This is a genomic window from Pedobacter sp. UYP1, assembly GCF_040547305.1.
Taxonomy (GTDB): Bacteria; Bacteroidota; Bacteroidia; order Sphingobacteriales; family Sphingobacteriaceae; genus Pedobacter.
Window position 1 is genome coordinate 1 of the sequence record NZ_JBEPPL010000035.1, and the last position, 7387, is coordinate 7387.

Below are 7387 nucleotides of genomic sequence, written 5' to 3' on the forward strand. Positions count from 1 at the left end.
TGGGAACAGGAAAACCTGGGACTGGGATCTGGTTATTCGCTGGAGGTGGTTACTGTTACAGAAGGCTTTGAATTTGAGGCTTATTGTAACCAGGTACAAGCTGGTTTTGACTTGTCATCGGGGCCGCTGTTTAAAGCGGTGTTGTTCCGTGATGCTGCAGGCAGGGGTGACCGCTTGCTGCTGGTTTGCCATCATTTGGTTATTGACGGGGTATCATGGCGTATTTTATTTGAAGACCTGTCCATTTTATACGGACAATATCGTTCGGGTATTCCCCTGGTATTGCCGGAGAAGACCGATTCTTTTCTTTACTGGCAACATCAGCTTAGTGTATATGCAAACAGTGCTTTACTTGAAAAGGAGCTGGCTTACTGGAAAGGGATATCGGAATCGGGGTATGGAGTGCTTTCAGCTGATTATGCCGGCGGGAGCAACAGGATGCAGGATGCAGTTTCGGCTTCCTTCATCCTGGATGAGGAGCTGACCAACCGTTTACTGACAGGTTGTTACCAGGCTTACCAGACCGATACCAATGATATATTATTAACCAGTCTGGGTCTGGCACTGAAAGAAGTCTTCGGGCTGGAGAAAGTGCTGATCAACCTGGAAGGGCATGGCCGTGAGGATATTGGCGCTGATACGGATGTGAGCCGTACGGTAGGATGGTTCACCACGATGTATCCTGTGCTTGTTGATCTGGAAGGGCAGGATGAGCTGGTTTCCGGTCTGATTGCAGTGAAGGAGAACCTGCACCGTGTTCCCAATAAGGGAATCGGTTATGGGGTGCTGGCAGGGACCGGTGGAACTGGTTTTACTGCTGTCCATCCGGATATAACGTTCAATTATCTCGGTGATTTCGGTTCAGGCGTGTCCGGTGCAGACGGGGAGGAACTGTTTAGCTTTAGCAGTGAAGCCCATGGAGCGGAAGCTGGCGGGGAGATGGACCGCTGGGAGATGCTGAGTATATCTGTTATGGTTGCACAGGGACGTTTACGTGTCTCGTTAAGCTATAGTTCGGCTCAGTATGCTTCCTCACGAATTGAAAAGTTGTTAGCTGCTTATGAATATCATTTGCATAGTCTGATAGATTTCTTATCCACAGCACAGCAGGTACACCTGACCCCTGTAGATTTGACTTACAAAGACCTTACAATAGCCCAGGTTAAATCGCTGGGTAATGGATTATCAGATGTTTATCCGTTAAGTCCTTTACAGGAAGGCTTATATTATTACTGGTTGAGTAATCCTATGTCATCAGCCTATTTTGAGCAGATAAGTTACCGTATACAAGGTAAGCTGGATCTGGCTCAGCTGTCACTGGCTTACCAGGAACTGGTTTCCCGTCATGCTGTTCTGCGCACTTACTTTAGCCATGAGCTGGCTGATATTCCGGTTCAGGTAGTAAGCCGGGAGCTTAGTTCGCTGGTTTATATTGATTTATCAGCAGCAGCAACAGCAGCAACAACAACAACAGCAGCAGAAAAAGGAGAAGCGGATGCCGTTGAGGCCTTTAAGTTGGCAGACCGTTCCCGTGGTTTTGACCTGCATTCAGGTTCTCAGATGCGTTTAACGGTTTTGGACCTGAGCGATGATACTTATGAATTTATCTGGAGTTTTCATCATATCTTAATGGATGGATGGTGTGTAGGCCTTCTGACTAAGGAGTTTTTCCAAATATACGAAGGTTATTTGTCAGGCAAACCGGCAACCTTAGCAGCTGTGTATCCTTACGTTGATTATATCAAATGGTTAATGAGACTAGATCAAACAGCTTCTCTAAGCTATTGGACTGAATATTTATCAGGCTATGGAACTATTGTGAGTTTACCTAAAAAGCATCAGGAAGTAGGGGATTATCTGCGCAAACAGAAGTCTATAAGGTTAGAGGGTAATTTAAGAACAGCGACAACAGCTCTATGTGCTGATTTAGGAATTACTGAAAATACGCTGATCCAAACCGCCTGGGGAATCTTGCTAGGTAGTTACAACAACACGGGTGACGTGGTTTTTGGAGCCGTGGTTTCCGGTCGTCCAGCTGAGGTAACTGGTATAGAAGAGATGATCGGACTGTTTATCAATAATATTCCTGTAAGGTTGAATTTTAAGGAAGCAGATTCCATAGCGTTTTTATTAAAGTCAGTTCAGCAGGATACTATACGCAGTATAGATCATCATTATATACAACTTGCCCAAGTTCAGTCGCTGAGCGAATTGGGAAGAGAGCTTTTTGACCATATTCTTGTTTTTGAGAATTATCCTGTACAGGAACTGGTCTCCCGGGAAATCACAGCAGAGGATAATGATTTATCGCTACTTTCCTCAGAGTTATTCGAACAGACTGGGTATGATTTAATGGTGATGATCATTCCCGGAGAAACATTGGAGATACGGTTTGAATACAATGAGAATGTTTACGAAGCGGCTACGCTTTCCAGGTTAGCAGATCATCTTTTACAATTGCTGGAATGCATGGTAGCGAATCCGTCATTACGAATTGCTGAGCTGGATTATTTAAATATAACAGAGAAATTTCAATTGCTTGAAGTGTTCAACGATACATCAATACCTTATCCTCGGGATAAGACTTTGGTTGATTTGTTTGAGGAGCAGGTTATTACATCAGCAAACAAAACAGCACTTGTTTTTGAAGACCAGGAGCTAAGCTATATAACGCTAAACAGTTTGGCCAATCAGCTGGGAAATTATCTGCGTTCTAACTATAAGATAAAGCCAGATGAACTGATCGGAATCTGTCTGGAAAGGAGCGAGTGGATGGTGATTGCAATCCTGGGCGCCTTGAAATCTGGTGGTGCTTATGTTCCTGTTGATCCAGGGTATCCGCAGGAACGTATTGATTATATGCTAGCTGACAGCAATTGCAAAGTAGTGATTGACGAGGCAGAGCTATTAAAATTCCGGAGTTCATTAGCACAATATAGTACTGATAATTTGAAACCAGTAAACACTGCTGAAGATCTTGCTTACGTGATTTATACATCTGGATCAACAGGCAAGCCTAAAGGAGTAATGATTGAACAGCAAAGTGTCGTTCGGTTGGTGAAATCCACTAACTATGTGAAGTTCGATGATCAGCAGATTCTATTATCCACAGGGGCAATCTCATTCGATGCTACGACTTTTGAGTATTGGGGAATGTTGTTAAATGGTGGTTTGTTAATTATATGCAGTCAGGAGGTTTTATTAGATGTAACACTACTGAGTCAGGAAATTGAAAAAAGAAAAGTGAATATAATATGGTTTACTGCCGGGTGGTTAAACCAACTGGTAGATCACGAGATATCCATATTTAAAAATTTAAAAACGTTATTGGCCGGAGGAGACAAATTGTCTTCTGCCCATATTAATCGTCTGCATCATTACTATCCTGCACTGAAAATCATAAATGGTTATGGGCCTACAGAAAATACTACATTTTCTTTAACCTATGAAATTGTACCTCTGTCAGGAAGTATCCCAATTGGAAAACCAATAAATAATAGTACAGCATATATTATAAATAATACAGCGAAGCTATGTCCGGTTGGAGTGGTTGGAGAAATCTGCCTGAGTGGAGATGGTTTAGCACGCGGTTATTTAAATAATCCTGAATTAACAGCAGTGAAATTTATTGCTAATCCTTTTAAACCTGGGAAAAGAATGTATAGCACCGGCGATTTGGGGAGGTGGCTTCCGGACGGAAATATAGAGTTCTTAGGTAGAAAAGATGACCAGGTGAAAATCAGGGGATATAGAATTGAATTGGGGGAAATTGAAGCTGCTATGCAAAGTTCTATCAATATTGAAGAGGTGGTCGTCACTGCAAGAAACATTTTGGGAAGAGAAAAGGAAATAGTTGCTTATTTCACAAGTAAGCAAGATTTGGATACTACTGATCTGGGATCATATTTAAGTGAGATTTTACCAGCTTACATGTTACCTGCATATTATATACAGGTCGGAACGTTTTCTTTAACTTCTAACGGAAAGATAGACAAAAATGTATTGCCGGATCCTGAAGGACTCGCTTTAAAATCTACTCATGAGTATGTACCTGCAAGAAATGAAACTGAAGCAGAATTGGTGAAAATTTGGGAGGAACTGTTGGAGAGGGAACATATAGGAGTAAAAGACTTTTTCTTCGAGTTAGGAGGACACAGTCTGAAGGCCTCTCGTTTAACAAGCATGATATATAAAAAATATGAAGTTAGGGTGAGTATAAAAGTTATACTATCAAATACAACAGTTGAGGCATTAAGTGATATTATAAGAGTCGCTAAATGGGTCGGACAAAAAGAAAATTCCACAAAAGGAAATAGAAATATTATTGAAATATGAGAAATATAATTAAACTGATTTTAGAGTTAGCTGATCTTAATGTTAATATTTATTTGGAGGAAGGTAAATTGAAAATTGATTCTCCGGATGATCTTGTACTCGATGATTTTTTACCTAGGATCAAATTACATAAGGAAGAACTGATTCAATACTTATCTACTTATAAACCTGATTCGGATGTTATTGAAATCCCGATAATAGAAACTCAGGAAACCTACCCATTATCTTCTTCCCAATACCGGCTTTGGATACTGAGTCAGTTTACTGAAAGCAGTATTGCTTACAATATGCCTGGTGTGTTTGTTTTTGAAGGGGTGCTTGATGAGGCCGCATTTTCCTATGCTTTTGCGAGCCTGATTGAGCGACATGAGATTTTAAGGACAGTTTTTACCGAGACTTCAAATGGTGAGGTGCGGCAACAGGTTAAGACTCCTGAAGCCCTGGGTTTTAAGGTAGGTTACCAGGATTTGAGTGGAGCAGAGCCGCAGGCTGTTGTTCTGGAAAGCTTGATCAATACGAGTTTGCTTGAAATATTTGACCTTTCTGCCGGTCCTTTGCTTCGTGCAAATGTTTACCGTTTGGGTAATGGAGAATGTGTTTTCAGTTATGTGATGCACCATATTATCAGTGATGGGTGGTCGATGGGTGTGCTGATCAAAGAATTATTGTTGCTGTACAATTCCTATGTTCAGGGAGCAGTTTCGCCTTTGCTCCCTTTGCGAATTCAATATAAAGATTATGCTGCCTGGCAGCAGGGTCAGTTAACAGGAGCGGGTTTGAAAGATCACCAGCAGTACTGGCTGGATCAGTTCAGCGGAGCGCTTCCTGTTTTAGCGCTTCCTTCGGATAAAGTTCGTCCTGTGGTCAAGAGTTATAATGGTCGCAGGATCAGCCGTTTACTGGGGTCTGCGATAAGCAGCAGGCTGAAAGCTTTTGTGAACAAGCATGACAGTACGTTGTTCATGGGTTTACTGGCGGGGGTGAACAGCTTGCTCTACCGTTACAGCGGGCAGGATGATATCATCATTGGTACGCCAATAGCTGGCAGGGAGCATAGCGACCTGGAAGATCAGCTTGGATATTATGCCAATACGCTTGCCCTTCGCAGCAGGTTCCATGGGACCGATAGTTTCACCGGGCTGCTGTTGCATGTTCGGGAGCAAACGCTCAATGGGTATGAACACCAGGTTTATCCTTTTGACCAACTGGTGAGTGATTTACAGCTGCAGCGTGACATGAGCCGCAGTGCGCTGTTTGATGTGATTGTAGAGCTTCAGATTACTGAGACTGGTGAGCAATCTCGACAAAACCTTTCAGGTTTAAAGGTGAGGGGTTATCAGGGCAGCAAGCAGGTGATCAGTAAATTTGACCTGACCTTTACCTTTGTGGAACAGGGAGACGACCTTCAGCTGAGCATTGAATTCAATACTGATATTTTCCAGGAACAGCGCATCACTCAGCTGGCCTTACATGTAGAACAACTGCTGGAAAGTGCGCTTGATCAGCCTTTGGCTGCTATTTCGGGGCTTGATTATATAAGTGCCGTTGAAAAGGAAAAGCTGGTGGTCAGCTTTAACCAGAGCAGGGCTATTTATCCCGAAGGCAAGACCGTTATTGATTTGTTTGAAGAGCAGGCCGTTGTCAGCGCAAATCAGGTGGCATTGGCTTTTGAAGATAAGGAATTGAGTTATGGCCAGTTGAATAGCCTGGCCAACCAGCTTGCAGGTTACCTTCGTTCCACCTACCATTTAAAAGGTGGAGAACTGATCGGTATCTGCCAGGAGCGGAGCGAGCTGCTGCTGGTTTCTATACTTGGGGTATTGAAATCTGGTTGTGCGTATGTACCAATAGATCCTGGTTATCCGCAGGAACGTATCGATTATATGCTGTCAGACAGTGGTTGTACCATTGTTCTGGATGAAGAAGAAATCAAGAAGTTTAAACTCTCTGCCACAGGTTACAGCAAAGAGAATCTGCAGCTGTCTGTTTCTGGCCGGGAGCTGGCCTATGTGATTTATACGTCCGGTTCTACGGGTCTTCCCAAAGGTTGCGCAGTTAGCCATGGTAGTTTATTCAATTATATCAGCTGGGCAGATGGTTATTATTTTACGGACAAAGGGAGTACCCCTGATTTTGGTCTGTATACTTCCTTGTCATTTGATCTGACCGTTACCAGTATCTTCTGTTGTTTGACCTTGGGTGGTAAGCTGTTGATTTATGGACAATATGAGGATATTTCCTGGATCCTGTCTCATAGTTTTAGTATGGATAGCGGCTTGAATAGTATCAAACTGACGCCCTCACATATCAACATGCTGGAGCATCTGGATATCGGAGAGACCCAGATAAGTTGTGTGATTGTTGGTGGCGAGGAGGTTTCATCGCGTCATGTGGAGATCTTAAAGCAAATCAGTTCTTCGTTAGTTATTTACAATGAATATGGTCCGACAGAGGCGACAGTAGGTTGTATCGTTCAGGAACTGGAATTACACAGTGCCGTTTTGATCGGTAAACCTATCGCCAATACGCGCATCTATATTCTGGGAGAAGGTACGGGCCTGAGCGGAATTGGTATGGCCGGAGAGATTTGTATAGGTGGTGATGGTCTTGCCCGTGGTTACCTGCACAACGGGGTACTCACTGCAGAGAAGTTTGTGTCCAACCCGTTTGAACCCGGTGAACGGATGTACCGTACTGGCGATCTGGGGAGATGGCTTGAGGATGGCAATATCGAGTACTTAGGGCGTAAAGATGACCAGGTGAAAATCCGTGGTTACCGTATTGAGCTGGGTGAGATTGAAGCCGCATTGAGAAGTTATCCGGGTGTTGAAGGGGTTGTCGTTACCGCTGGTGTTGAAGGTGCAGTTGTTACTGCTGGTGGCAGGACAGAGAAGGAACTGGTTGCCTATGTGGTGAGCCATGAAGAACTGAATATATCGGATCTGCGTGTACATTTAAGCCGGATTTTACCGGACTATATGTTACCTGCACATTTTGTGCAACTCGATGAGATCCCGTTGAATGCCAATGGGAAAACAGACCGTAAATCCCT

2 protein-coding genes are annotated in these 7387 nt (G+C 43.4%); both read left to right on the forward strand.

Translation table 11 applies throughout. The annotated features are described in order from the left end of the window. The coding region (locus ABIB30_RS27115) for a non-ribosomal peptide synthetase (protein WP_354306146.1) at positions 1 to 4335 on the forward strand (4335 nt) is incomplete at its 5' end. Further along, a partial coding sequence (locus tag ABIB30_RS27120; protein WP_354306147.1) for a non-ribosomal peptide synthetase occupies positions 4332 to 7387 on the forward strand: 3056 nt, incomplete at its 3' end. The genes ABIB30_RS27115 and ABIB30_RS27120, both read left to right, overlap by 4 nt.